The organism is Pseudomonas sp. CF161, assembly GCF_000416215.1.
Taxonomy (GTDB): Bacteria; Pseudomonadota; Gammaproteobacteria; order Pseudomonadales; family Pseudomonadaceae; genus Aquipseudomonas.
On record NZ_ATLP01000121.1, the window covers coordinates 11,709 to 35,402 of the forward strand.

Consider the following 23,694-nt stretch of genomic DNA (forward strand, 5'->3'; position numbering starts at 1 on the left):
GGCAGAAACTGGCAGGCTGCGCGCCTGGATGACCATCGGCTTCACACTCAAGGACGCGCGCAATGCAAGGCAGCAAGGGGCTCAAGGCCCTGAACAGAGTGCTCAATCTCCTGCAGCGCCTGATATCGATCAGTGGCTGGTTTATCGCCGCGATGATTCTGGGCCTCGGCATCAAGTCCGGGCTGCAACCGTTCCTGGCCCTGGCCCTGGCCACTGTGCTGGGGATCATCGGCCTGGTGGTGCATGAGGGCGGGCATTACCTGGGGGCCCGGCTGGCGGGGATGCCGGTGTTGCTGGTGCGGATCGCGGCGCTGGAGATACAGGTGCAGCGGCGTGGCTGGCGCGCGCGCTGGTCGCCCCAGCTCAAGCGCAATCGCCTGGGCGGCTATGTCATTCCGGCGACCAATCCGCAGCGTCCCTGGCGCTCGCAGTGGATGCTGGTGGCCGTGATGGGGCCGCTATCGAACCTGGTGGTCGGGCTGCTGGCCCTGGGGTTGGGCGTGTACGCATCCCCGGTGGTTGCGGCAATGTGCCTCGCGTTCGCCGCCATCAACCTGAGCATGGGCCTGGCGAATCTGCTGCCGTCGTGGCACGTGATGCCCAGCGACGGCGTGCTCCTGATCGCCTGGTATCGGCATCGCGACGACCAGAGTGCGGCATTGGCCCAGGCGCGCCTCACCGCCTTGACGGTGGCTGGGGTGCCCAGTGGGCAACTGCCGGTGGCCGATCTTCAGTTGCTGGACCAGGGCGCCATGCCCGAACCCTTGATGGCCTTCAGCTACCGGCTCAATGCGGCCCAGGATCGCGGCGACTGGCCAGCGGCGACGCAGATGAGCCAGGAGCTGGACGCGTTGCTCAAGGCCCGGACCGGGCAATTGCACGGCATGAGCGCCTTGATCGAGTTATTGCGCGCCGAGTTGGCCTTTTGCCAGGCCTGCCAGCAGCAGGATGCGACGCTGTTGAATGACAGCCGCCTGAGCGCCGATGCCGATTGGTACGCGCCCTGGCTGCGCCCACGGTGCCAGGCCTTGCGCGCGCTGCTTGAGGGGCGCCCGCAGCAGGCCGAGGCCTATCTGGCGCAGGCGCAGCAGGCGGCGGATAACAGCCCGGTGCTGTCCCAGGGCCACAGTGAGCGGCTGCTGGCCGCCAGCCTGCGCCAGTTGCCGGGAAGTGCCTATGCCGGGTCCGAGAAAGCCCTCGGCCCCGGGCGCTAAACCTCTTTATACTGGCGCGCTTTTTTCCGCCCATTGATGAGGAACGCCCCTATGACTGACGAAGCGGCCAACCAGCCGGCTAACGAAACGGATCAGGATTTCTACAACCGCGCTGACGCCATTATCGAACTGGCCAACACCCAGATCGCCGACAGCAGCCGTGGCAAGACCAGCGCATCACTGATGTACGCCAACTCGCGTTTCAGCGCCTGGGTCAGCGCCTGTGGGTGCCGCAATGCCGAGGAGCTGGCGGCGGCCAAGCAGCAGGCGGTGGATTATTTCGTCGAGGAATTTCGCTTGATGATGGAAGAGAACCTGACCGACTACATCGAGAACTTCGACCGCTACATGACCCGCCAGGACCACTGACAGCCCGGTGTCAGGCGTGGGCCGCGCTGCGCCACTGCTTGGGGCTGAGGCCGAACCAGCGCTTGAACGCCCGTGAGAAGGCGCTGGTTTCCGAATAGCCGAGCAGGGAGGCGAGCTGGGTCACGCTGAGGTTCTGTTGTTGCAGGTGGTTGATCGCCGATTCCTGGCGGATCTGGTCCACCAGTTGGGTGAAACTCAGGCCGCAGTCGCGCAGCTTGCGCTGCAAGGTCCACTCCGACAGCTCCAGGCGGCGGGCCAGTTCATCCAGTGACGGTTCCCCCAGGTGCAGGGTGGCGAGGATCGCCTGGCGCGCCTGATCCAGCAGGCTGACCTCGCGCCCGCCGTCGCCCAGCTGGCGAATCGCATCCTTGATCAGCATCAGCAGCATCGGGTCGCTGCCGGGCATGGCCTTGGCGTACAGCTCGTGCTTGGGAATCAGCACCGAGTTGCAGGCCTGGCCAAAGCGCACATCGCTGCGAAAGGCCTCGCGGTGCGCGTGCCAGTCCTGGGGCTTGGCATGTTCGAAGCACACCTCGCGCGGCGCCCAGTCCGCCCCCAGCACATGACGCACCAGGTTGGTGGCCATGCCCATGGTCAATTCGGCGTCCTGGCGCCGTTCGCTGATGGCGCCGTGGCGCACCTGATAGTCAAAGCGGTAGCAGTCGCCTTGGTCCACCAGCTGGATCAGGGTGCTGTGCTGGTGAAAGGGGAAGGCGGCGGCGAAGTTGACCAAAGCCTCTTCCAGGGTCGCCGAGCACAGGCCGATATAGCCCAGCAGGCCCAGGGCCTGGGGCTGGAACTGCTGGCCATAGCGCAGGCCGAAGTTGTCGCACTCGGTTTGCCGGGCGGCTTCTTCCAGCACCCGGCAGTAGTTGGGTAGCGGCAGGCTCAGGGTCGGGTGCAGCAGTTGCTCGGGGTCGATCCCCGAGCGGCCGAAGACCCGGTCCAGGTCCCCGCCATGCTGCACGATAAAGCCGTCCAGGCCATTGGCAGCGGCCGACAAGACTCCACGATTGCTGGTGCCCGAGGCGTTCAACGGTGAGGGCGAAAGCAGGCTCTGGAACATGGAGATGAAAGACCGTCATGGTGTGTATGAAAATAATTCAAGCAATTGTCATACCTTGTTACGTCTGCCCATGGCGTAACGGTACTCCGACCAGGGCAGGCGCTGCTTGAGCGTGCGGGTTGCGGGCGATGGCTGCGAGGCGTGGGTGCTGCGCCGGTGCTGGGGCTGGGCCGCTGCGGTGCACGGTGCTTTGCTACTTCGCGACTCAATGGCACCCCGGCTCCCGGGACCCGGTTGGGGTGATCGGTGGCAGTGGAGAGGGGCTGTCGGTGACCTGATTTGAGGCGCTGCGCCGGATTTGTGCGCCGCCGTGCAGCATCAGGCAGCACGCCGCTGAAAACTTGACCGCAGACGACAAAAGCGGCGTTCCCGGGTCAAGCCTTGGCGCCGTCGCTGTGACTATTCTCGACTCCAGGCAAATACCGTCGCTTGGCTTCCGGGGTGCACGATCATGACCGTTACACAACTCAAACCAACATTGGGCACCCTGCATCTGTGGGGGTTGGCCGTCGGCCTGGTGATTTCCGGCGAGTACTTCGGCTGGAGTTACGGCTGGGGCACGGCGGGCACCTTGGGCTTTCTGGTCACCACATTGATGGTGGCGGTGATGTACACCTGCTTTATCTTCAGCTTCACTGAACTGACCACCGCCATTCCCAACGCCGGCGGCCCGTTCGCCTACAGCCTGCGGGCATTCGGCGTCACCGGCGGGATGATCGCCGGCCTGGCGACCCTGATCGAATTCGTCTTTGCGCCACCGGCCATCGCCATGGCCATCGGCGCCTACCTGAATGTGCAATACCCGACCCTGGACCCGAAGGTGGCGGCGATTGGCGCCTACTTCGTGTTCATGACCCTGAACATTCTCGGGGTGAGCATCGCCGCGACCTTCGAGCTGGTGGTCACGGTGCTGGCCGTGGCCGAGTTGCTGGTATTCATGGGCGTGGTCGCACCGGGTTTCAGCTTCAGTAACTTCGTGCTCGGCGGCTGGTCCGGTTCCGATACCTTTGGCCTGCCGGCGATCAGCGGCATGTTCGCGGCGATCCCCTTTGCCATCTGGTTCTTCCTCGCCATCGAAGGCGCGGCCATGGCCGCCGAAGAAGCCAAGGACCCCAAGCGCACGATTCCCCGAGCCTATGTGGCGGGCATCCTGACCCTGGTGGTGCTGGCCATTGGCGTGATGATCTTTGCCGGCGGCGTCGGCGACTGGCGGACCCTGGCCAACATCAACGACCCGCTGCCCCAGGCCATGAAAGCGGTGGTCGGCAACAATTCGAACTGGATGCACATGCTGGTGTGGATCGGCCTGTTCGGCCTGGTGGCGAGTTTCCACGGGATCATCCTCGGCTACTCGCGGCAGTTCTTTGCCCTGGCCCGGGCCGGTTTCCTGCCGGCGAGCCTGGCCAAGCTCTCGCGTTTCCAGACCCCGCACCGGGCGATCATCGCCGGCGGCGTGGTGGGCATCGCGGCGATCCTCAGCGATGGCCTGGTCAACCTGCAAGGCATGACCCTGACCGCCGCCATGATCACCATGTCGGTGTTCGGCGCGATCGTGATGTACATCGTCAGCATGCTCAGCCTGTTCAAACTGCGTAAGAGCGAGCCCAACCTGGAGCGCACCTTCCGCGCCCCGGGCTACCCGGTGGTGCCGGCGATTGCCCTGGTGCTGGCGGTGGTCTGCCTGGTGGCGATGGTCTGGTTCAACCCGCTGATCTGCGCGATCTTCCTGGGCCTGATGGCGCTGGGTGCGCTGTTCTGCAAAGTGGTGCGCGCTCGCGGTGCGGTCGCGCTGCCGGCGGCCTGATAACGGAGGTCCTGTATGAGCTTCGCCCACAGCATCGGTGGCATGACCTGGCGTTTCGAGCACCTGCGCGAGTTGATGGCCAAGGCCACGCCCGCGCGCTCCGGGGATTTTCTGGCCGGGGTCGCGGCCGCCAGCGACGCCGAACGGGCGGCGGCGCAGATGGCCCTGGCCGATGTGCCGCTCAAGCGCTTTCTGAATGAGGCGCTGATCCCCTACGAGAGCGATGAAGTGACCCGGCTGATCATGGACAGCCATGACCTGGCGGCCTTTGCCCCGGTCAGCCACCTGACCGTGGGCGGCTTTCGCGACTGGCTGCTGGGGGACGAGGCCACCGAGGCCAGCCTCAGGGCCCTGGCCCCGGGCCTGACCCCGGAAATGGCCGCCGCGGTGTCGAAGATCATGCGCGTGCAGGACCTGGTGCTGGTGGCGCAGAAAATCCGTGTAGTCACGCGCTTTCGCAACACCGTGGGCCTGCGCGGGCGGATGTCGACCCGCCTGCAACCCAACCATCCCACCGATGACCCGGCGGGCATCGCCGCCAGCGTGCTTGACGGCCTGCTGTACGGCAACGGCGACGCCATGATCGGCATCAACCCGGCCACCGACAGCATCAGCGCCATCAGCGAATTGCTGAAGATGCTCGATGGGGTCATCCGCCATTACGAGATTCCCACCCAGTCCTGCGTGCTGACCCACGTCACCTCGTCGGTGGCGGCCATCGAGAAAGGCGTGCCCCTGGACCTGGTGTTCCAGTCCATCGCCGGCACCGAGGCGGCCAACAGCAGCTTCGGCATCAGCCTGGAAATCCTGCGTGAAGGCCATGAGGCCGGCTTGAGCCTGAATCGCGGGACCCTGGGCAACAACCTCATGTACTTCGAGACCGGGCAGGGCAGTGCGCTGTCGGCCAACGCCCATCACGGCGTCGACCAGCAGACCTGCGAAACCCGGGCCTACGCCGTGGCCCGGCATTTCAACCCGTTTCTGGTCAACACCGTGGTCGGTTTTATCGGCCCCGAGTACCTGTACAACGGCAAGCAGATCCTGCGCGCGGGCCTGGAGGATCACTTCTGCGGCAAGTTGCTGGGCGTGCCCATGGGCTGCGACATCTGCTACACCAACCACGCCGAAGCCGACCAGGACGACATGGACACCCTGCTGACCCTGCTGGGGGTGGCCGGGATCAACTTCATCATGGGCATTCCCGGTTCCGACGACATCATGCTCAATTACCAGACCACGTCCTTCCACGACGCCCTGTACGCGCGCAAGACCCTGGGCCTGCGCACGGCCCCGGAGTTCGAGGCGTGGCTGGCGCGCATGGACATCCTGCGCCACGACGACAGTGGCCTGCATTTGGGCCAGGGCGTGCCGCCGCTGTTCCGTCAGGCCCTGGCGCGACTCACTTAAGGAGCCACCATGAGCGCCCGCGATACCTCACCGGCCCACGGCAGCGCCTGGCGTCAATTGCGCGGCCTGACCTCGGCGCGCATTGCCCTGGGGCATGCCGGCACCAGCCTGCCGACCGGGGCCCAGCTGGATTTTCAGTTCGCCCACGCCCAGGCCCGGGACGCGGTGCACCTGCCGTTCGAGCCCGGAGCCCTGGCCGAGCGCCTGGCAGCCCGCCAGCGCGAGACCCTGAGCGTGCACAGCTCGGCGTCCGACCGGCATATCTACCTGCAACGGCCGGACCTCGGGCGGCGCCTGTCCACGGCCTCGGCCGGACAACTGCGCGAATGGGGGCAGGCCCATCCCCAGGGGTTCGATCTGGCGCTGGTGGTGGCCGATGGCTTGTCCTCCCTGGCGGTGCAGCGCCACAGCCTGCCCATGCTGGAACGCATCGATGAACTGGCTGCCGCCGAAGGCTGGAGCCTGGCGCCGGTGGTGCTGGTGCAGCAGGGGCGGGTGGCGGTGGCCGATGAGGTGGCCGAACTGCTGGGGGCGCGGATGGTGGTGATCCTGATCGGCGAACGCCCCGGCCTCAGCTCGCCGGACAGCCTGGGGCTGTATTTCACCTTCGCTCCGCGCGTGGGCCTGAACGACGCCGCGCGCAACTGCATTTCCAATGTGCGCCTGGAGGGCATGAGCTACGCCATGGCCGCCTACAAACTGCTGTACCTGATGCGCGAGGCGTGCCGGCGGCAGTTGTCCGGGGTCAACCTCAAGGACGAGGCGCCGGTGCGCAGCCTGGACACGGCGGACCAGGGCCGGGGCAATTTCCTGCTGGGGGCGCCCATGCCCTGAACGGTAATGCCTTTGACTTTGAGTGATGTCAATGTGACATTGCTTGTGGCGTGTCAGAGGCGCTTTTTTCATTCGCAGCTCCCGGCATTGGCCGGGGGCTGCGCCTGTCGCTTCCTGTGCCGCGACCTGGGCCCCACGCCCGGCTGCCACGCGGCCGACATCGATCCAGAGCCTTTTACCCGGAGTTCACCATGGCCTTGCTACCCGTTCGTCTGTCTCAGCGTTTGACCTTGGGCAGCCTGATGCTGTTGTTGTGCACGGCCCTGGCGGTCTTTGCGGTGATGACCCTGCGCGGCCAGCCCCGGGTGGTGGCCGCCAGCTCGGCGCTGATCGAGCAGACCGGCAGCGCCATCGTCCGCCAGCTGGCCTTGCAACTGGCGGGCATCGAAGGCGTGACCGCGAGCATGGCGCACCTGGTGGAAGGGCTGCCCAGGGAGGCGCCGCTGTACATGGGCACCTTGCCCAACGTGATCGACCACCAGGGCGACAAGGCGATTGCCGGCGGCGGGATCTGGCCGGAGCCGGGGGCCTTCAGCGCCGGGGTCGAGCGTCGCAGTTTCTTCTGGGCCCGCAGCGATGCCGGGCAACTGGTGTATTCCGATGACTACAACGCCGCCAGCAGCCCGGCCTATCAGCAGGAGGCCTGGTACAGCGGCGCGCGCAACAGTGCCCTGGGGCGCTGCCTGTGGTCCGAGGCCTATCAGGACCCGGTGACCCACGTGCCGATGACCACCTGCAGCGTGCCGTATCGCCAGGGCGGAGCGTTCGCCGGGGTGGCCACGGTGGATTTGCGCCTGGAAGACCTGGCGCGCTTTCTCAAGGAACAGGGCGCGGTCACCGGCGGCTACGCCTTTGCCGTGGACCAGGCGGGCAACGTGCTGTATTTCCCCGATGCGCCGCAGAGTGCGAGCGGCATGCTGGGTTTTGACGCCCTGAGCAAACAGCAGCCCTGGTTGCAACCGGTGGCCCAGGTTTTAGCGCAGGCCAAAGGGCGCCCGGGCGAAGTGCGCAGCCTGGACCTGGACGACGACGGGCGCTTGCAGCAGGCCAGCCGGGTCAGCCTGTTTTCCATGCCTGACACCGGCTGGACCATCGGCCTGGTGACGCCGGAGACCCGGGTCACCGGCCTGGCCCGGGCGCTGACGACCGAGATTCTGTTGTTCCTGTTGCCGCTGCTGGCGTTGCTGTTGTTTCTGGCCTGGCTCGGCGGGCGCAAATTTATCAAGCAACTGGAAGAAACCACCCAGCAGATCGACGCCCTGGGCAGCGGCCAGGCCAGCAGCAGCGCCGAGCTGCATGTCGAGCGGGCGGATGAAATCGGTGCCCTGCGCGGCGCTGTAAACCGCTACGCCGGGCAACTGCGGCAGATGCTCCAGGACATCGCCAGCGAGGCGCAGCGCCTGCAGAGCGAAGCCGGGCGCCTGGGGGACCTGAGCAGCACCCTGGCCCGTCGCGCCGAGCAGCAACGCCAGGAAAATACCCAACTGGCCACGGCCATTACCGAGATGTCTTCCAGCGCCCTGGAAGTGGCGCAGAACACCAACAACTGCGCCGACACTGCGCGCCAATCCCTGGTGGTGGTGCAGGACGGCCAGCAGCGCGTGGCCGCCAACAGCCAGTCGATCCAGCAGCTGTCCACGGAGATGGCCGCGGCCGCCGCCGTCATGCAGCGCCTGGAGCAGGACAGCCAGCAGGTGGGCGCGGTGCTGGACGTGATCAAGGCCATTTCCGAGCAGACCAACCTGCTGGCGCTCAACGCCGCCATCGAGGCCGCCCGGGCCGGTGAACAGGGCCGGGGTTTTGCGGTGGTGGCCGATGAGGTGCGGACCCTGGCCGGCAGGACCCAGAGCTCGGCCAATGAAATCAGCGGCATGATCGGCACCTTGCAGCAGGCCTCGCGCCAGGCCGTCGAGGCAATCCAGGCCGGCGAGTCGCGCACCCGGCAAGCGGTGGGCGAAGCGGCGGGGGCGGCGGATGCCTTGTCCAGCACGGTCACCAGCTTTGACGACATCTCCCAGCGCGCACAGCAGATTGCCGTTGCCGCGCAACAGCAGAGCCACGTGACCCAGGAAATCAACGAACTGGCGGTGCGTATCCACGGCATCAGCGAAGACAACGCCCGCGACGCCCAGGCCCTGGATAAAGTCAGCGAGGCGATGCAGGCGCTATCCGGGCGCCTGTCGAACCTGAGCCAGGGGCAGCGCTAGGGTTCAGCCCGGGTTCGCGGCGCTGCGCTGCGCCGCGAACAGTGTCTTGAGCTGTGCGCTCATCCATTGATGGGCATCGCTGCGGGCATATTTGCTGTGGCTGTAGAGCTTGAGCCGATAGGGCGCAATCTTGAACGGCGGCGGATACAGGGCAATCCCGGCGGCGGCTTGCAGCGCCACGGCGGCCGGGCGCGGGAGGGTCATCAGCCACTCGCTGTCGGCGATGATGAACGGCGCGACCATGACGGCCGGCAGTTGCAACGCCACCTGGCGTTGCAAGCCCATGGCCTGCAACACATGGTCAACCACCCCCAGGGTTTCGCCCCAGGGCGTGATCACCACATGCCGTTCAGCCAGGTACGCCGAAAGCTCGGGGGGGCCCTGGATGCGTGGGTGGTGCTGGCTGGCGATCAGCACGTAGTCGTCCTGCAACCAGTCCTCGCTGTGGATGCCGGCCGGCAGCGTGTCGCGGTCTTCGCTGTAGCCCAGGGCAAAGTCGATCCGCCCCGAGGCCAGGTCTTCGATGGACACCTTGCGATCGCAATACACCACCCGCAGGCATAACCCCGGGGCACTGCCCTGCAGTTGCCGGATCAGGCCCGGCAGCAGGGCGAAGGCCGTGTAGTCACTGGCGGCGAAGACAAAGGTGCGCTGGCTGGTGGCCGGGTCGAAGGGTTCCCACTCGGCCAATTGGTCGCCCAGCAGCTTGAGGCTGGCGCCGACCGCCGTGGCCAGTTGATCGGCACGCTGGGTCGGGTGCATGCGATTGCCCTGGCGAATGAACAGCTCATCGTTGAGGGCGTCGCGCAGCCGCCCCAGGGCATGGCTGAACGCCGAGGCGCTGATGGAAAGCTCATAGGCCGCGCGGGTCACGCTGCGGTGGCGGTACAGGGCGTCGAACGCCAGCAGCAGGTTGAGATCGAGACGTCGAAGAGTGGAATGCATGGTCTTCACTTTAAGCTGAAAAAGTTGCACTACATGCATTCTATGGCGGGCTTTAGCATCGGTGCTCCTGACTTTTTACGGATGCACACTCTTGGAACTTCAGATCCGAACCGCCCAACCGGCCGACGCTGGGCAAATCCTCGCGTTCATCACCGAACTGGCCGATTACGAACGCGCTCGCGACGAAGTGATCGCCAGCGTTGAGGACATCCAGCGCACGCTGTTTGCCGACGGGGGCGCGGCCAAGGCACTGCTGTGCCTGCGCGGTGAGCAGGTGATCGGTTTCGCGGTGTATTTCTTCAGCTATTCAACCTGGCTCGGGCAGCCGGGGTTGTACCTGGAAGACCTGTACATCACGCCGCAACATCGCGGCAGCGGCGCCGGTCGGCAGATGCTCCAGTACCTGGCGCGCGAAGCCTGCGCCCAGGGCTGCGGCAGGTTCGAGTGGAGCGTGCTGGACTGGAACGAACCGGCCATCGGCTTCTACCAGTCCATCGGCGCCCAACCCCAACCCGAGTGGGTGCGCTATCGCATGCAAGGCGAAGTCCTGACGGCATTCGCCGAAGGCCGTAGCAAACGCGCTCAACTCACCTGACACCCCACGGCGCCCTCGAGGGCCTGCGTCCGAACGCGGCCCGAACGCGGCCCGGGCGTATTGGCAGCGGCTACCGGCTACAGCCCGATTTCCAGTTGCAGCAGGTCGGTCAGGGGTTGGCGGCGGCGGATGAGGTGGGTGGTGCCGTTTTCGAACAGCACTTCCGGCAGCAGCGGCCGGCTGTTGTAGTTCGACGACATGCTGGCGCCGTAGGCGCCGGTGTCGTGGATCACCAGCAGGTCACCGACTTCGGCCCGGGGCAGCAGGTGCGGGGTCAGGGCTTCGTCGTCCTGGGTGAAGATATCGCCGGACTCGCACAGCGGCCCGCCGACCACCGTGGGTTGCAGCGCTCGCTCCAGGGGCTGGCCGTTGCCGTCGAGCAGGGTCATGGCGTGGTAGGCGCCGTACATGGCCGGGCGCATCAGGTCGTTGAAGCCGGTGTCGGCCAGCACGAAGTGATGGTTGCCGGCGGTTTTCACCGCACGCACCTCGGCCACCAGGCAGCCCGACTCGGCCAGCAGGAAACGCCCCGGCTCGATCTCCATGCGCACGCCGTGGCCGAGGTAGGCTTCGATCTGCTCGCGGGCCTGGCGCCAGGCGTTGGCGTAGCGCTGCACGTCCACCGGCTCGTCGTCGGCACGGTACGGCGTGGACAGGCCGCCGCCGATGGAAAAGGCCTCGATGTCATGGTCCAGGGCTTTCACCGCCGCCACCATGGCCGCGCCCACTTGCTCCAGGTGGTCGTAATCCACCCCCGAACCAATGTGCATATGCAGCCCCACCAGGTGCAGGCCGTATTGGCGAATCACCGCCAGGGCTTCTCCCATCTGTTGGTGCCAGATCCCGTGTTTGCTGTTCTCGCCGCCGGTGTTGGTCTTGCGGCTATGGCCGTGGCCGAAGCCCGGGTTGATCCGCAGCCACACCCGATGCCCGGGCGAGCGCTGGCCCAATTGGCGCAGCATGTCGATGGAGCCGGCGTTGACCTCGACCTTGAGTTCGACCACCCGTTGCAAGGTGGCCTGGTCGAACAGGTCGCAGGTAAAGACGATCCCCGCCGGGTCGCCTGCCGGGCTGAAGCCGGCCAGTAGGGCACGTTCGATTTCCCCCAGGGACACGGCGTCGACCTGGACACCGGCTTCGCGGATCAGGCGCAGGATGCTCAGGTTGGACGAGGCTTTCTGCGCATAGCGCACCACGTCGAAGCCTTGCAGCTGGGCGATGCGCGCCTTGATCGTCGCGGCGTCGTAGCACCACAGCGGGGTGCCGTACTGGCGGGCGGCGGCGGTCAGTTGCGGGAGAGCGAAAGGGATCGGCATGGGCGGGTTCATCTGCGGCATGAAAGAGAGCTGCATGATGCCGAGCCTTGTGTATTCAATAAAATATCTATTCTTTGTCCATCGATTCAGTTCTGATATGGCTTTTGCTCGACGGAGAACCACGATGGGCATATCCCTGCGGCACATCGAAGTGTTCCGCGCGATCATGCAGGCCGGCAGTGTCACCGGCGCGGCGCGCCTGCTGTTCACTTCGCAACCCACGGTCAGCCGCGAGCTGGCGCGGGTTGAAGCGCTGTCCGGGCTCAGGTTGTTTGATCGCGAGGGCGGGCGCCTGCTGCCCACGGCCCAGGCGCTGATGCTGCTGGAAGAGGTGGAGCGGGCCTATGTCGGCCTGGAGCGGATCAACAGCGTGGCGCAATCGATCCGCCGTTTCGAACACGGCCAGTTGAGCATCACCTGCCTGCCGCTGTTCTCCCAGACCCTGCTGCCGCGGGTGTTCAAGCATTTCCAGCAACAGCACGCGGGCATTGGCCTGAATATCAGCGCCCAGGAATCGCCGTTGCTGGAAGAGTCCCTGAGCGCCCAGCGCCACGACCTGGGGTTGACCGAAAACCAGCATGTGCCCCGGGGCACCCAGGGCGAGTTGCTGTTTTGCGCCGACATGGTGTGCGTGCTGCCTGACGGCCACCCGCTGCTGGCCAGGCCGCTGCTGCAGATGGAGGATTTTCGCGGTGTCGATTTCATCAACCTGGCCGGCCTGGATATCTACCGCCAGACCCTCGACGAGCGTTTTCGCCAGGGCGCGGTCGACCGCCGGGTGGTCATCGAAACCACCAATGCCGCGTCAGTCTGCGCCATGGTGCGCGAGCAGTTGGGGGTGGCGATCATCAACCCGCTGACCGCCATGGCCGAAGCCGGCCGGGGCCTGGCGATCCGCCCGTTGCAGTGGTCGATTCCGTACCGGGTGATGTTGATTCGGCCTGATTACCGACCGTCGTCGAGTTTTGTCGAAGGCTTTTGTGGGTCATTGCGTGAGGAGGCGGCGCGCCTGGATGGGCGGTTGAAGGAGATTGTGCACACCTGCAATCCGCTGTAGGCCCTGTAGCCGCTGCCGAGCCTGCGAGGCTGCTCTGGCCCTATCAGACACCACAGCAGCATCCAGTGGCGAGGGAGCTTGCTCCCGTTCGAGCGCGTAGCGGTCGTGAAACCTGAACCCGCCGATCTTCTGGGTGTACATATCCATTGCTGCGGGTGTAGCTGCTATAGGTTCCGCTCTTACAGCGGCTCACTTTTGAAAAGCGCAAAAGTAAGCAAAACGCTCTTGCCCCACCACTTGGTGCCTCGCCTAGGCTCGGCATGCCCTCACTCCGGCATTGATCCGTGGGCCGCCGCGATGGGCCATCCCTGGCCCAGCGCGGCTAACCCGGCGTCCTGCCGGGTTGCCCACGGCTCACTGCCTGCGTTCGGCCAGCGTGGTTTAACGGGGCGCTTCAGATCAACATCAAGAGCAAGACGGCGGCCTTCCGGCCGGCCTGGTTTTGATTCGTTCGCGTCCTTGGAGCCGCTGCCGAGCTTGCGAGGCTGCGCTGGCCCTATGCAACAACCCACTTCTCCCCGGCGTATCCCAGGGTTTCACAGCACCTGTGGCGAGGGAACTTGCTCCCGCTCGAGTGCGCAGCGCTCGTAAACCCTGGTGTACATATCCATTTTTGCGGGTGTGGCGGGTAATGGTTCCGCCCTTACGGCGGCTCACTTTTGAGAGGAGCGCAAAAGTAAGCAAAACGCTCTTGCCCCACCACTCGGTGCCTCGCTTCGGCTCGGCATGCCCGAACGAAGGCAGTGATCCGTGGGCCGCCGCGATGGGCCATCCCTGGCCCAGCGCGGCTAACCCGGCGTCCTGCCGGGTTGCCCACGGCTCACTGCCTGCGTTCGGCCAGCGTGGTTTAACGGGGCGCTCAGATCAAAATCAAAAGCAAGGCGGCCCTCCGGCCGGCCTGGTTTTCGGTGTGTCCGGGCCCCTGTTGCCGCTGCCGAGCCTGCGAGGCTGCGCTGACCCTATGCAACAACCCACTTCTCCCCGGCGTATCCCAGGGTTTCACAGCACCTGTGGCGAGGGAACTTGCTCCCGCTCGAGTGCGCAGCGCTCGTAAACCCTGGTGTACATATCCATTTTTGCGGGTGGGGCGGGTAATGGTTCCGCCCTTACGGCGGCTCACTTTTGAGAGGAGCGCAAAAGTAAGCAAAACGCTCTTGCCCCACCACTCGGTGCCTCGCCTAGGCTCGGCATGCCCTCGCTCCGGCACTGATCCGTGGGCCGCCGCGATGGGCCATCCCTGGCCCAGCGCGGCTAACCCGGCGTCCTGCCGGGTTACCCACGGCTCACTGCCTGCGTTCGGCCAGCGTGGTTTAACGGGGCGCTTAGATCAAAAGCAAAAGCAAGACGGCGGCCTTCCGGCCGGCCTGGTTTTGATTCGTTCGCGTTTTTGTAGCCGCTGCCGAGCTTGCGAGGCTGCGCTGGTCCTATGCAACAACCCACTTCTCCCCGGCGTATCCCAGGGTTTCACAGCACCTGTGGCGAGGGAGCTTGCTCCCGCTCGAGTGCGCAGCGCTCGTAAACCCTGATGTACATATCCATTGCAGCAGGTGCTGCGGCTTTAAGTTCCGCTCTGACAGCAGCACATTTTTGAATAGCCGACATGCCGAGGTCAGTGCAGTCTCGTGGCTCGGCAGCGGTTGGAGTGTGGCGAGGGGAGAGGGAGTGTGGCGAGGGTGAAGCCCCCTCGCCAGCGGTGGTTAGCGTTCGATGGCCAGGGCTACGCCTTGGCCGCCGCCGATGCACAGGGTGGCCAGGCCTTTTTTGGCGTCGCGTTTGATCATTTCGTGGAGCAGGGTCACCAGCACTCGGCAGCCCGACGCACCGATCGGGTGGCCGATGGCGATGGCGCCGCCGTTGACGTTGACCTTGCTCGCGTCCCATTCCAGCTCTTTGCCCACGGCCAGGGCCTGGGCGGCGAAGGCTTCGTTGGCTTCGATCAGGTCCAGCTGTTGCAGGGTCCAGCCGGCTTTGTCCAGGCAGCGGCGGGTGGCCGAGACCGGGCCGATGCCCATGATGGCCGGGTCGACACCGGCGTTGGCGTAGGCGGCGATTTTTGCCAATACCGGCAAGCCCAGGGCCTTGGCCTTGGCTGCGCTCATCAGGATCACCGCCGCGGCACCGTCGTTCAGCGACGAAGCGTTGCCGGCGGTCACCGAGCCGTCTTTCTTGAAGGCCGGCTTGAGCTTGGCCAGGGCTTCGGCAGTGGTGCCGGCACGGGGTTGTTCGTCGGTGGCGAAGGCCAGCGGGTCGCCCTTGCGCTGGGGAATCAGGATCGGCGTGATCTCATCGACAAAACGCCCGCCCTCAATGGCGGCGATGGCTTTTTGCTGGGAGGCGGCGGCGAAGGCGTCCTGGGCTTCGCGGCTGATGGCGTATTTGTCCACCAGGTTCTCGGCGGTGATGCCCATGTGGTAGTCGTTGAAGGCATCCCACAGGCCGTCGCTGATCATGGTGTCGATCATCTGGCTGTGGCCCATGCGCAGGCCGGTGCGGGCGCCGGGCAGCACGTAGTTGGACAGGCTCATGTTTTCCTGGCCGCCGGCAATGATCACCTCGGCATCGCCGCAGCGAATGGCCTGGGCTGCCAGGTGCAGGGCCTTGAGGCCCGAACCGCAGACTTTGTTCAGGGTCATGGCCGGTACGGCGTGGGGCAGGCCGGCCTTGATTGCAGCCTGGCGCGCCGGGTTCTGGCCGGCGCCGGCGGTGAGCACCTGGCCCATGATCACTTCATCGACCTGGGCCCCGTCGAGGCCGGTCTGGGCCAGCAACTGGCGGATGACGGCGGCGCCCAGGTCCACGGCGCTGATACTGGCCAGCGAGCCCTGGAAACTGCCCACGGCGGTACGGGTGGCGGCAACGATTACGACGTCTTGCATGGAATTGATCCTCCTCAGGCGAACTGCATTTCAGGTACATGGTCCGGCACGATCAGCTTGCCGGCGGTCTTGCTGACGATTTCCTCGACGCTGACCCCGGGCGCGCGTTCCTTGAGGATAAAGGCGCCGTTTTCGATTTCCAGGTAGGCCAGGTCGGTCAGTACGCGTTTGATGCATTTGGCGCCGGTCAGCGGCAGGCTGCAGCGGGCCAGCAGTTTCGACTCGCCGTCCTTGGAGGCGTGGGTCATGGTGACGATGATGTTCTCCGCGCCGGCCACCAGGTCCATGGCGCCGCCCATGCCCTTGACCAGTTTGCCGGGGATCATCCACGAGGCGATGTTGCCCTCGACGTCCACTTCAAAGGCGCCCAGCACGGTGAGGTCGATATGGCCGCCGCGGATCATCGCAAACGACTCGGCGGAAGAAAAGATCGAGGCGCCGGTGCGGGCGGTGACGGTCTGTTTGCCGGCGTTGATCATGTCGGCGTCGACTTCGGCCTCGGTGGGGAAGGCGCCCATGCCCAGCAGGCCGTTTTCCGATTGCAGCATGACTTCCATGCCTTCGGGGATGTAGTTGGCCACCAGGGTCGGAATGCCGATGCCGAGGTTGACGTAGTAGCCGTCCTGCATTTCGCGGGCGACGCGTTGAGCCATTTGTTCGCGGGTAAGAGCCATGAGGGTTGTCCTTTTATTCTTGGGGCTGGAGGCGTGGGGTCACTTGCGCACGGTGCGCTGTTCGATGCGCTTCTCGAACGTGCCGCAGATGACCCGGTCGACGTAGATGCCAGGGGTGTGGATCTGCGTCGGGTCCAGCTCGCCCGGTTCGACGATTTCTTCGACCTCGACCACGGTGATCTTGCCGGCGGTGGCTGCCAGGGGGTTGAAGTTCTGCGCAGTGTGGCGGTACACCACGTTGCCGAAATGGTCGGCCTTCCAGCCTTTGACGATGGCGAAATCGCCGGTGATGGACTCTTCCATCAGATACGGACGGCCGTTGAATTCACGGGTTTCCTTGCCGTCGGCGACCGGGGTGCCGACCCCGGTGGCGGTGAAGAAGGCCGGAATACCGGCGCCGCCAGCGCGCATTTTTTCCGCCAGGGTGCCTTGGGGGGTGAGCACCACTTCGATTTCGCCGCTGAGCAGCTGCTTCTCGAACAGGGCGTTTTCCCCGACGTAGGAGGCGATGACCTTGCTGATCTGCCGATCTTCAAGCAGCACGCCAAGGCCGAAACCGTCGACCCCGCAGTTATTGGAAACCACCGTCAGGTCGCGGGTGCCGCGACGCTTGATCTCGGCGATCAGGTTTTCCGGAATGCCGCACAGGCCAAAGCCGCCGGCGAGTACGGTCATGCCGTCTTCCAGACCTTCAAGGGCTTCTGCATAAGACGCCACGCGCTTGTCGAAACCTGCCATTGGACCATCCTCTTTTGTTATTTGTCGGCGGCTGGCTAGCCGTATGGGGAAGCAGTGTTGCGCCGCTGGATTGATTTGTTAAGTTGTTTTTTAAGCGTCATTGATTTAAAAAACAGCACAGTAAGCGGCAGTCAACAGCCATCCGTATCCCGCTTTTCTTTTGCAGCTTGCAGCTTATAGCTTGCCGCTGCTCCTCTGGAGCCTTCGTTGACCGTTAAACAGATTCGGGCTTTTCTGGCTGTTGCCCACAGCCTGAGCTTTGCCCTGGCGTGTGAACGACTGCATTTGTCGCAGTCGGCGTTGAGCCTGACCATCAAGGCCCTGGAAGAGGGCCTGGGCGGGCGGTTGTTCACCCGTAATACGCGCAACGTGGCCCTGACCCCGGAAGGCGAGGCCCTGGTGCCCCTGGCCCGGCGCCTGATCGCCGACTGGGACAATGCCGAGGATGACCTGCGCCAGCGCTTCACCCTGCAACGCGGGCGAGTGACCCTGGCGGCGATGCCGTCGTTTGCCGGCAACCTGCTGCCGCCGATTCTCAAGGCGTTTCGCGCCCGGTACCCCAAGGTCAATGTCACGGTCAATGACGTGATCAACGAGCAGGTGCTGGAGATGGTCCGCGACCGCCAGGTGGAGTTGGGCGTGGCCTTCGAACCGCAAGACAGCTCGTCCCTGGAGTTCACGCCGCTGTATATCGACCGATTTATCGCCGTGGTGCCCAGCGATTCGGAGCTGGCCCGGCGCAGCGAGATCGATTGGCAGAGCCTGTTGCAGCAGCCCTTTATCACCTTGCAGCGACCGTCCACGGTGCGGGTCATGCTTGAAGAGCACCTGCGCGCCCGGGGCATGCCGCTGCCGGTGGAGTTTGAAAGCCACCAGCTGGCGACCGTGGGGCGCATGGTCGCCAGTGGCCTGGGGGTGAGCGCGGTGCCGGCCTTGTGCGCCGGGCAGATGCGCGAGCTGGGGGCGCACTGCATCACCCTCGGCGACCCGGTGGTGGAGCGGGCGATTGGCATATTGACCAAACCCGGGCACGAGTTGTCGGCGGCGGCCCAGGCGCTGTTCGACACCTTGCGCGATGCGCGCCTGGGCGAAGCCATGCTCAACCCCGCCTGAGCAGAGCGTCACCTGGCTCTCACGCCAGGCGCTCCACCAGCAGCGGCAGCAACACCTCGCAAGGGCTGGCGATCTTCATCTGCAACAGCTCGTCGGCACGGGTCCTGCCGAAGTTGATGGCGATCAGCGGCTTGTGCCGCTCGACGATGTTCAGGCACAGGCGATACGCCGAGTAGGCCATCAGCGACGACCCCACCACCAGCAGCCCCGCGCTCTGTTGCACCGCCTGCATGGCCTGGGCGGCGGTGCTCGGGGCGACGTTTTCGCCAAAGAACACCACATCCGGTTTTAGCCGTTCGCCGGCGCAATGGGGGCATTGCGGCACCTGGAAGCGCGACTCGAAGGCCGGGTCGAGCAGGGTGTCGCCATCCGGGGCCTGGGTGGCATCGACCCCGGCCAGGTAGGGGTTCTGCTGCTCCATCAGTTCCTGGATCAGCTGGCGCTCGCTGCTTTGCCCGCAGTCCAGGCAGCGCACCCGGTGCAGGCTGCCGTGCAGTTCGATGGCCTGGGGGCTGCCGGCCTGGTGGTGCAGGCTGTCGACGTTCTGGGTGATCAGCCCGGCGATCTGCCCGCGCTCCTGAAGGGTGGCCAGGGCGCAGTGGGCGGCGTTCGGCCGGGCCTGGCGCACCCGTGGCCAGCCGAGCATGGCGCGGGCCGGCTTCGGCCCGGGCCAGGAATTCCTGGTACATCATCGGCTGGCGCCCACGGCGCACACCGTCATTGTCGCGGTAGTCGGGAATGCCCGAGGGGGTGCTGATGCCCGCACCGCTGAGCACCACAAAGGGTTGCCCGGCCATCACCCGGGCCAGGGAGTCGAGGGCGTTGCGGGTTTGGCTGTCGATCATGCTGGAGGCCCGGGTTCGGAGGCGCGCTGAGCGGTACCCAGGAATAAACGCAAACGCGGCGCCAGGCCAGTTTTTTATGCAGCGGCGGCGGATTGCCCGCGCGCTTCGGGCGCCTGCCGCGCCGTTTCGCTCACCGGCGCTTGCCGAACACCGACTTGGGCGGCTTGCCGAAGAATCGGGTAAAGGCCGCGCTGAAGTTGTTGGGGAACTTGTAGCCCACCTGATACGCCGCCTGCGCCACCTGGCAGCCGCTTTCCAGCAGGGTGTAGGCCTTGCGCATGCGCAGCTCGTGGAGCATGCGATGGGGGGTGGAATTGAAACGGTGGTGCAGGCCTTCCTTGAGCTTGAACTCGTTGAGCCCGACCGCGGCGCACAGGTAGGGGATGGTCAGCGGCTGGTCCATCTGCTCGATCATGATTTCGCGCACCCGTTCCAGCTTCTCGATATCGGCGGCGGCAAATTGCAGGTTTTCCGGCGTGCTCGGCGGGCTCAGCAGCTTGAGCTGTTCGGAGAGCAGGCTGAGGGTGTGGATGTGCAGCTCCAGGGTGTCGCTCGCCCCCTGGTTGAGGTAGCGGGTCAGGGCCGTGGCGTGGCAGATGCTGGTGGCCGAGGTCTTGGCGAAGCCCAGCTGGCGCACGTTGCCGTTACCCAGCAATTGCCGGGTGCGTTGCTCGCCAAGGTATTTGCACAGGGTGTGTTCACCGATCAGCAGGCGCAGTTGCGAAACCGTGGCTCCTGCCTCGTAGCAGCGCTCGCCGAGGCTCGACTGGAACGAGGTGATGGTGGTGTGGCCGGCGCGGAACACCACGGCCGATCCGTCGGCGCCCTTGTAGCCGGAGTCGCCCTGGATGCCGTAGGTGATCACCAGCATGTGGCGGTTGTGCGGGCTTACGGTTTCTTCGATCAGGTTGCGGGTGGGGCGGTAGCGCGAACGCACCACCATCAAGTCGTCTTCCAGGGAAAAACGTTCGGAATAGCACTCGCCCAGTTCGTGGGGCAACTGCTGGCGCATCCAGCCGCAGGCATCGTTGCTGACCAGCCGCGAGTGCGTTGACGCGACTCGATACGACTGGGAAATCCTTTGTAAGGCCGCCACTTTTGCTGTCCTCCCTTGAGTTGGCTCCGGCTCGCATATGGATTGATCCAGAATCCATACGAACACACATGATAAGCATTCGCATTAATGAATAGCATGTTTCCACGGCAACTGCTATCGCCAGGACGAAGCGGGCGCTGATTCATTGATGGGGAGCACGATGAGCAAGCATGTGTTGAAAGCCGGCGGTTATACGCTGTGGGTCGGCTGCTGGCTGGGCGGGGTCGCCAGTGTGGCGGCCCAGACCGAGCTGGCGCCGGTTCGGGTCACCGCAAACAAGATCGAACAGACCCAGGAACAGGTTGCGGCCAGCCTCTCGGTGCTCAACGCCGAAGACTTGCGCAAGGGTCGCATCGACGACCTGGAACGCCTGGCCCGCGTGACCCCGGGATTCACTTTCCAGCCCTTCGGCCAGTCCGGCACCAACCTGCCGGTGGTGCGCGGCCTGACCTCCAGCCCCACGGCATTTTCCTCGTCGATGCTGATGCTGGTCGATGGCGTGCCGACCCTGATGGGCCAGGGCTTCGACCACAACCTGCTGGGGGTCGAGCAGGTGGAGATCCTGCGCGGCCCGCAGTCCACCCTGTATGGGCGCAACGCCGAGGCCGGGGTGCTGAGCATCCGCACCCGCCAGCCCGGCGCCGAACCCTACGCCCGGATCGAAGCCGGCACCGGCAGCCGCGACCAGCGCACCCTGAGCGCCGATGCCAGCACCGCGCTGGTGCCCGACACCCTGTACGCCGGGGTGTCCGGGCAATGGCTGGAACAGGACGGTTTTATCGACGACCGCTACCGGGGCGGCCAGGCCGATGACCGCGAGCGCCACAGTGCGCGCATGGTGCTGCGCTGGACCCCAAGCCTGAACACCGACATCAACCTGCGCTACAGCCGCCAGGACTATCGCGACGGCGCGTCGTTATGGGGCGCGGTCAATGCCTCGCGGCGCGAAGTGCGTTCCGGCACCCCGAGCTGGAACCACTCCAGCGGACGCAGCCTGTCCCTGGACGTGCTGCATGAGTTCGACTCAGGGCTCAAGCTGCGCTCGATCACCGCGCGCAACGACTTCTACGACCGGGTCCAGCAAGACACCGACTTCATGCCGGCCGACCTGTTCCACCTGCGTCGCGACTACCACATGAACACCCTGTCCCAGGAGTTCCGCCTGGAAGGTCAGTGGCGCGACAGCCAGTGGCTGCTGGGGGCCTACGCCGACCGCGATGACCACGACCTGTCGTACCAGCAGAAACTGCCCCTGCGCCTGACCCGGACCGATGTGCAACTGGGGGGCAACACCACAGCGCTGTTCGGCCAGTGGGTGATGCCCCTGGCCGAGCGCTGGACCCTGACCCTGGGGGCCCGCGCCGAGCAGGACAAGGTGCATATCGACCCGGCCATCGGCAGCCGCCAGAGCGATCAATGGCAACGCCTGACCCCCAAGGCGGCGCTGCAATACGAATGGCAGCCTGATGCCTACCTCTATGGCAGCTACTCCGAAGGCTTTCGTGCCGGCGGCTTCAACGCGTTTTCCAGTGCCGCCAACTACCCGGGCTATGACCCGGAAAAGGTCAAGACCTACGAGGTCGGCGCCAAGGGCTGGATGGACGACAAGCGCCTGCGCTACTCGGCGGCGCTGTACTGGATGGACGTGCGCGACATGCAGGTCCAGCAAATGATCCAGCCGGGGGTGGTGTACATCACCAACGCCGCTTCGGCGCGCTCCACCGGCCTGGACCTGGAAGCCGAATACCTGCTGGCCGACAACTGGCGGCTGGTCAGCGCCGTGGGCCTGAACCGCACCCGCTTCCAGAGTTTTCGCGAAGGCAGCAACGACTACCAGGGCAATCGCAACCCCTACGCCCCGGACCTGACCGGCCACCTCAGCCTGCGCTACGACGCGCCCCAGGGCTGGTGGGCCCAGGGCGGCGTGAGCGCCGTGGGCAAGACCTACCTCGACTCGGCCAACCAATACAGCCGTGGCGGCTACGGCCTGATCGACCTCAACGCCGGGTACGACTTCAGCCATTACGGCATCAGCGCCTATGTAAAAAACGCCGCCGACAAGCGTTACGACGCGGTCGGCTATTTGAACGGCACCGCGCGGGTCTACAGCCCGCCCCGGGAAATCGGCCTGCGTGTGAGCTATGAACTGTGAGCTGCGAATTATGAATGGCGTCAACCTGGCAACCCCGCACCCGCTGCAACCTTATTGGGACCTGACATTGGCCGCCGTGCGTGCCGATGCCCTGCGCATCGCCCTGGAGTGGAGGCTGTTCAACCTGCTGCACCTGCCGGCCTCTGCGCAGTCGATCGCCCGCCAACTGCAACTGGACCCGGCCAACACCGGCTACTGGCTCGACACCCTGTGGAGCATGGAGCTGCTGAGCCGCGATGACAGCCAGCCACCGCTGTACCACAACACCTCGGTGGCCAGCGATTACCTGCGGCCCGAGGCGCCGGACTACTGCGGCGATGCCTGGAGCTTTCGCCTGCGCGGGTTGCGGCATTTTGCCGGGCAGCTCGGTGATCAGGTCCGGGCCGGCCGCCCCAGTGGCCAGGCGCCGGACGTGGCGACCACCATCGACAACTGGACCAGCGCCGCCCGCCTGCAGATCGCCCAGGAGCAGCGCGCGGTCACCGTCGACCTGGCGTTGCGCCTGATGGCGCAGATTCCGGAGTTCCCCGGGGCCCGGCGCATGCTCGACCTGGGCGGTGGCCCGGGGCTGGTGGCGATTGCCCTGGCCCGCGACAACCCGCTGCTGTGTGGCGAAGTGTTCGACTTTGCCCAGACCGTCAGCGTGGCCGCCGACAACATTCGCCTGGCCGGCCTGGAGCAGCGGCTGACGGTGCGTGGCGGTGACCTGGCGAGCGACTCGATCGGCGAGGGCTACGACCTGATCTGGTGTTCCTCGGTGCTGCATTTTGTGCCGGACTGCCTCGACCTGCTGCGCCGCGTGCTGGGTGCATTGCGCCCGGGCGGGCTGTTTATCAGCGCCCATGCCGAACGTTCCGCGCAGCCGGGGATGAATGCCCGGGTCATGCCGTACTACTTGCCGATGTTGATGGCCGGGCGCTTTGTCCCACGTGCCGGGGAAATGGCCGGGCTGCTGGCCGAGGCCGGCTTTGCCAGTGTGGAGCACGCCGGTGAATGTGATTTCCCCATGGCGCCGCTGACCGTGCTGCTGGCCCGCAAGGGCGTGCGATGAGCGCCCGGATACCCGGTCCGGTGACGGGCCATTGGACCTTGCAGGAGGCGCAGCCATGACGCTCTATTCCTCTGCCCGGGCGCTCGACCCGAGCCCGGACGCCTCACCGCCAGCCTCTGGGCAGCCCTTGCTCCAGCACCTGACCTTAGAGCTGCCAGCAACGGCCTGGTCACCTTCGCTGGCCCCGGTCGCCCGGGCCCTGGGGCGGCGCCTCAAGGCCCTCGGCGGGCAGGTGCCGGAGGTCGACGCCACGCCCTCGGAAGCGGGTTTGAATCGACCGGCCCCAGGCTTGCTGGACGACGCCGGACGCCAGGTGGAACTGCACCTGCGGCCGT

Annotated in this window: 18 protein-coding genes and 3 pseudogenes; 13 read left to right on the forward strand and 8 right to left on the reverse strand. The window is 65.5% G+C overall.

Going from position 1 to position 23,694, the window contains the following annotated elements; genetic code table 11:
• Positions 1-62: 62 nt before the first annotated feature.
• A complete protein-coding gene (locus CF161_RS29060; protein ID WP_020300207.1) occupies positions 63-1,214 on the forward strand; it encodes a M50 family metallopeptidase in 1,152 nt (383 codons plus the stop codon).
• Between the two features lie 51 nt (positions 1,215-1,265).
• Entirely contained in the window at positions 1,266-1,583 is a 318-nt protein-coding gene (locus tag CF161_RS29065) for a DUF3144 domain-containing protein (protein ID WP_020300208.1), read from the forward strand.
• A 10-nt stretch (positions 1,584-1,593) separates the two neighbouring features.
• Here the strand turns inward: CF161_RS29065 and CF161_RS29070 are convergent, their stop codons facing one another.
• Positions 1,594-2,649, reverse strand: coding sequence for an AraC family transcriptional regulator (locus tag CF161_RS29070; protein ID WP_020300209.1), 1,056 nt, complete (start codon positions 2,647-2,649; stop codon positions 1,594-1,596).
• Between the two features lie 448 nt (positions 2,650-3,097).
• On the opposite strand from CF161_RS29070, the gene eat reads away from it, so the two are divergent.
• From eat to CF161_RS33825, 5 genes and pseudogenes are all read left to right on the forward strand, one after another.
• Positions 3,098-4,453, forward strand: a complete 1,356-nt coding sequence (gene eat, locus CF161_RS29075) for an ethanolamine permease (protein ID WP_043230801.1) — start codon at positions 3,098-3,100, stop codon at positions 4,451-4,453.
• A 15-nt stretch (positions 4,454-4,468) separates the two neighbouring features.
• The gene (locus CF161_RS29080) at positions 4,469-5,860 is read left to right on the forward strand and encodes an ethanolamine ammonia-lyase subunit EutB (RefSeq protein ID WP_020300211.1); all 1,392 of its coding nucleotides are present in this window, start codon (positions 4,469-4,471) and stop codon (positions 5,858-5,860) included.
• Between the two features lie 9 nt (positions 5,861-5,869).
• Positions 5,870-6,694: an ethanolamine ammonia-lyase subunit EutC gene (gene eutC / locus CF161_RS29085; protein ID WP_020300212.1), complete on the forward strand. Its 825-nt coding sequence runs from the start codon at positions 5,870-5,872 to the stop codon at positions 6,692-6,694.
• A gap of 449 nt (positions 6,695-7,143) precedes the next feature.
• Positions 7,144-7,779 (forward strand): annotated as a pseudogene (locus CF161_RS33820) (cache domain-containing protein); the annotation flags it as partial.
• A gap of 588 nt (positions 7,780-8,367) precedes the next feature.
• Positions 8,368-8,901 (forward strand): annotated as a pseudogene (locus CF161_RS33825) (methyl-accepting chemotaxis protein); the annotation flags it as partial.
• 3 nt (positions 8,902-8,904) lie between these two features.
• Here CF161_RS33825 and CF161_RS29095 read toward each other — a convergent pair.
• Positions 8,905-9,846, reverse strand: a complete 942-nt coding sequence (locus CF161_RS29095) for a LysR family transcriptional regulator (protein WP_020300214.1) — start codon at positions 9,844-9,846, stop codon at positions 8,905-8,907.
• A gap of 91 nt (positions 9,847-9,937) precedes the next feature.
• Between CF161_RS29095 and CF161_RS29100 the strand changes: the two genes are divergently transcribed.
• The gene (locus CF161_RS29100) at positions 9,938-10,441 is read left to right on the forward strand and encodes a GNAT family N-acetyltransferase (protein WP_020300215.1); all 504 of its coding nucleotides are present in this window, start codon (positions 9,938-9,940) and stop codon (positions 10,439-10,441) included.
• A gap of 77 nt (positions 10,442-10,518) precedes the next feature.
• Here the strand turns inward: CF161_RS29100 and lysA are convergent, their stop codons facing one another.
• Positions 10,519-11,757: a diaminopimelate decarboxylase gene (lysA, locus tag CF161_RS29105; protein WP_043230811.1), complete on the reverse strand. Its 1,239-nt coding sequence runs from the start codon at positions 11,755-11,757 to the stop codon at positions 10,519-10,521.
• A gap of 124 nt (positions 11,758-11,881) precedes the next feature.
• Between lysA and CF161_RS29110 the strand changes: the two genes are divergently transcribed.
• Positions 11,882-12,814: a LysR family transcriptional regulator gene (locus tag CF161_RS29110; protein ID WP_020300217.1), complete on the forward strand. Its 933-nt coding sequence runs from the start codon at positions 11,882-11,884 to the stop codon at positions 12,812-12,814.
• 1,697 nt (positions 12,815-14,511) lie between these two features.
• Here the strand turns inward: CF161_RS29110 and CF161_RS29115 are convergent.
• Genes CF161_RS29115 through CF161_RS29125 form a run of 3 tightly spaced genes read right to left on the reverse strand, consistent with a single transcriptional unit; the run spans position 14,512 to position 17,102 of the window.
• Positions 14,512-15,690 (reverse strand): acetyl-CoA C-acetyltransferase, encoded by a 1,179-nt coding sequence (locus CF161_RS29115; protein ID WP_020300218.1) that lies wholly within the window; start codon positions 15,688-15,690, stop codon positions 14,512-14,514.
• A 14-nt stretch (positions 15,691-15,704) separates the two neighbouring features.
• Positions 15,705-16,364, reverse strand: coding sequence for a CoA transferase subunit B (locus tag CF161_RS29120; RefSeq protein WP_020300219.1), 660 nt, complete (start codon positions 16,362-16,364; stop codon positions 15,705-15,707).
• A 39-nt stretch (positions 16,365-16,403) separates the two neighbouring features.
• Positions 16,404-17,102, reverse strand: a complete 699-nt coding sequence (locus tag CF161_RS29125; RefSeq protein ID WP_020300220.1) for a CoA transferase subunit A — start codon at positions 17,100-17,102, stop codon at positions 16,404-16,406.
• A gap of 207 nt (positions 17,103-17,309) precedes the next feature.
• Between CF161_RS29125 and CF161_RS29130 the strand changes: the two genes are divergently transcribed.
• Entirely contained in the window at positions 17,310-18,215 is a 906-nt protein-coding gene (locus CF161_RS29130) for a LysR family transcriptional regulator (RefSeq protein ID WP_020300221.1), read from the forward strand.
• Between the two features lie 19 nt (positions 18,216-18,234).
• On the opposite strand, the pseudogene CF161_RS29135 reads toward CF161_RS29130, so the two are convergent.
• Positions 18,235-19,060: pseudogene (locus CF161_RS29135) on the reverse strand (NAD-dependent protein deacetylase).
• A 130-nt stretch (positions 19,061-19,190) separates the two neighbouring features.
• Positions 19,191-20,156, reverse strand: coding sequence for an AraC family transcriptional regulator (locus tag CF161_RS29140; protein WP_043230804.1), 966 nt, complete (start codon positions 20,154-20,156; stop codon positions 19,191-19,193).
• A gap of 160 nt (positions 20,157-20,316) precedes the next feature.
• Between CF161_RS29140 and CF161_RS29145 the strand changes: the two genes are divergently transcribed.
• The 3 genes from CF161_RS29145 to CF161_RS29155 all read left to right on the forward strand — a co-directional run.
• Positions 20,317-22,308 (forward strand): TonB-dependent receptor, encoded by a 1,992-nt coding sequence (locus CF161_RS29145; RefSeq protein WP_020300224.1) that lies wholly within the window; start codon positions 20,317-20,319, stop codon positions 22,306-22,308.
• A 10-nt stretch (positions 22,309-22,318) separates the two neighbouring features.
• A complete protein-coding gene (locus tag CF161_RS29150; RefSeq protein ID WP_020300225.1) occupies positions 22,319-23,359 on the forward strand; it encodes a methyltransferase in 1,041 nt (346 codons plus the stop codon).
• Positions 23,360-23,414: 55 nt separating this feature from the next.
• A partial coding sequence (locus CF161_RS29155; RefSeq protein WP_020300226.1) for a hypothetical protein occupies positions 23,415-23,694 on the forward strand: 280 nt, incomplete at its 3' end.

What these genes read in the sequence shown, in the direction of transcription:
- eutC (WP_020300212.1), top strand. Translation starts at nt 5,870, where the DNA reads ATGAGCGCCCGCGATACCTCACCGGCCCACGGCAGCGCCTGGCGTCAA.
- CF161_RS29065 (WP_020300208.1), top strand. Translation starts at nt 1,266, where the DNA reads ATGACTGACGAAGCGGCCAACCAGCCGGCTAACGAAACGGATCAGGAT.
- CF161_RS29120 (WP_020300219.1), bottom strand. Translation starts at nt 16,364, where the DNA reads ATGGCTCTTACCCGCGAACAAATGGCTCAACGCGTCGCCCGCGAAATG.
- CF161_RS29080 (WP_020300211.1), top strand. Translation starts at nt 4,469, where the DNA reads ATGAGCTTCGCCCACAGCATCGGTGGCATGACCTGGCGTTTCGAGCAC.
- CF161_RS29125 (WP_020300220.1), bottom strand. Translation starts at nt 17,102, where the DNA reads ATGGCAGGTTTCGACAAGCGCGTGGCGTCTTATGCAGAAGCCCTTGAA.
- CF161_RS29115 (WP_020300218.1), bottom strand. Translation starts at nt 15,690, where the DNA reads ATGCAAGACGTCGTAATCGTTGCCGCCACCCGTACCGCCGTGGGCAGT.
- CF161_RS29145 (WP_020300224.1), top strand. Translation starts at nt 20,317, where the DNA reads ATGAGCAAGCATGTGTTGAAAGCCGGCGGTTATACGCTGTGGGTCGGC.
- CF161_RS29095 (WP_020300214.1), bottom strand. Translation starts at nt 9,846, where the DNA reads ATGCATTCCACTCTTCGACGTCTCGATCTCAACCTGCTGCTGGCGTTC.
- CF161_RS29150 (WP_020300225.1), top strand. Translation starts at nt 22,319, where the DNA reads ATGAATGGCGTCAACCTGGCAACCCCGCACCCGCTGCAACCTTATTGG.
- lysA (WP_043230811.1), bottom strand. Translation starts at nt 11,757, where the DNA reads ATGCCGATCCCTTTCGCTCTCCCGCAACTGACCGCCGCCGCCCGCCAG.
- CF161_RS29060 (WP_020300207.1), top strand. Translation starts at nt 63, where the DNA reads ATGCAAGGCAGCAAGGGGCTCAAGGCCCTGAACAGAGTGCTCAATCTC.
- CF161_RS29070 (WP_020300209.1), bottom strand. Translation starts at nt 2,649, where the DNA reads ATGTTCCAGAGCCTGCTTTCGCCCTCACCGTTGAACGCCTCGGGCACC.
- CF161_RS29110 (WP_020300217.1), top strand. Translation starts at nt 11,882, where the DNA reads ATGGGCATATCCCTGCGGCACATCGAAGTGTTCCGCGCGATCATGCAG.